This is a genomic window from Neobacillus drentensis (genome assembly GCF_036966985.1).
Classification (GTDB): domain Bacteria; phylum Bacillota; class Bacilli; order Bacillales; family Cytobacillaceae; genus Neobacillus; species Neobacillus drentensis_E.
This window is the reverse complement of sequence record NZ_JBALSN010000685.1, coordinates 1-1,176: the sequence shown is the minus strand read 5'-3', so window position 1 is coordinate 1,176 and position 1,176 is coordinate 1. Positions and strand designations below refer to the sequence as shown.

The window sequence follows — 1,176 nt, the reverse complement described above, 5'->3', positions numbered from 1 at the left end:
ATTATATGGACTTAATCGGTAAGGAAAGCGTTAATGTATATAAATCTCTACTTTAAAGAACCTATAAATGTACAATCGATAGCAGATGAAATAGGTTTTAATCGCATGTATCTTGCGAGGAAATTTAAAGAAGAATTGAATATTGGTGTCATTGATTATCTACATAAAAAGCGAATAGAAGAAGCAATTTTCCTTATTGAACAAGGGCGTTTATCTATTACAGATATTGGTATCCATGTGGGTTTTAGTAGCTATAATTACTTTTGTAAAGTATTTAAAGAGTTAATAGGAATGACCACTACAGATTATAAAAACAGCCACTAGAAAAGAAGGTCATGATTAAACTCATGGCCCCTTTTTAATAAAAATATTTATCATTAATGTTCAATTTTATATAAAAGGTAACAATATTGGATGTGAAAACCCACACAAATTGTTAACATGAATCTAGCCCTTGTCCCAAACGATTCTATAATGATGGGATTGGACAAGAATAGGAGGCATTAAATTGAGAGAAAACCATAAACAGCCGAATTTAGAAGTAAGAGTCAAGAACATCATTGAAGTGGATGGATTAAAATTTAAGGATTTAAATAATAGTGGGAAACTAGAACCATATAAGGACTGGCGCTTGAGTCCGAAAGAACGTGCGGAGAACCTAGTCTCATTAATGAATACCGATGAAAAGGTTGGAATGATGCTGATTAATACTCGCCAAATGGGACTTACTCAAAAGGATAAGAGTAAAACAAGTCATGATGGTGTGTTAGATGAAGGTATTGTTGAAAAGGGCGAAACTATTTTTGCTTTGGCAAAAGTATATGGTACAACACATACGATTGAAAACATGCATTTGCGCCACTTCATTCTCAGAGATAACTGGAGCCCAGCTCAAATGGCAGAGTGGGTCAATACCATGAATGAAGTTTGTGAGGGAACACGTCTTGGGATTCCTTGTTTAATCGCATCGAATTCACGAAACGAAAACACAGAATTCATCTTTGGTATGAATGATGCAGCTGGGATTTTTTCAACTTGGCCAGGAACATTAGGACTAGCTGCTGCAGCTAAAGGGGATATAAAAAATGGCGGCGATGCCTCCCTCTTTAGTCAATTTGCTGAAATAGCCCATGATGAGTGGGATGCAGTTGGATTAAGAAAAGGATATATGTATAT

At 35.4% G+C, this 1,176-nt stretch carries 1 protein-coding gene and 1 pseudogene; both read left to right on the top strand.

Annotated features, from left to right (window positions below):
* Positions 1-33 precede the first annotated feature (33 nt).
* Positions 34-324 carry a helix-turn-helix transcriptional regulator gene (locus V7659_RS30470; protein ID WP_335543752.1) on the top strand — a complete coding sequence of 97 codons (291 nt, stop codon included), beginning with the start codon at positions 34-36 and terminating at the stop codon, positions 322-324.
* Between the two features lie 184 nt (positions 325-508).
* Positions 509-1,176, top strand: a pseudogene (locus V7659_RS30465) (glycoside hydrolase family 3 protein); the annotation flags it as partial.

Excerpts from the sequence above, each read along its gene's own strand:
- V7659_RS30470 (WP_335543752.1), top strand. The coding sequence starts at position 34 with ATGTATATAAATCTCTACTTTAAAGAACCTATAAATGTACAATCGATA.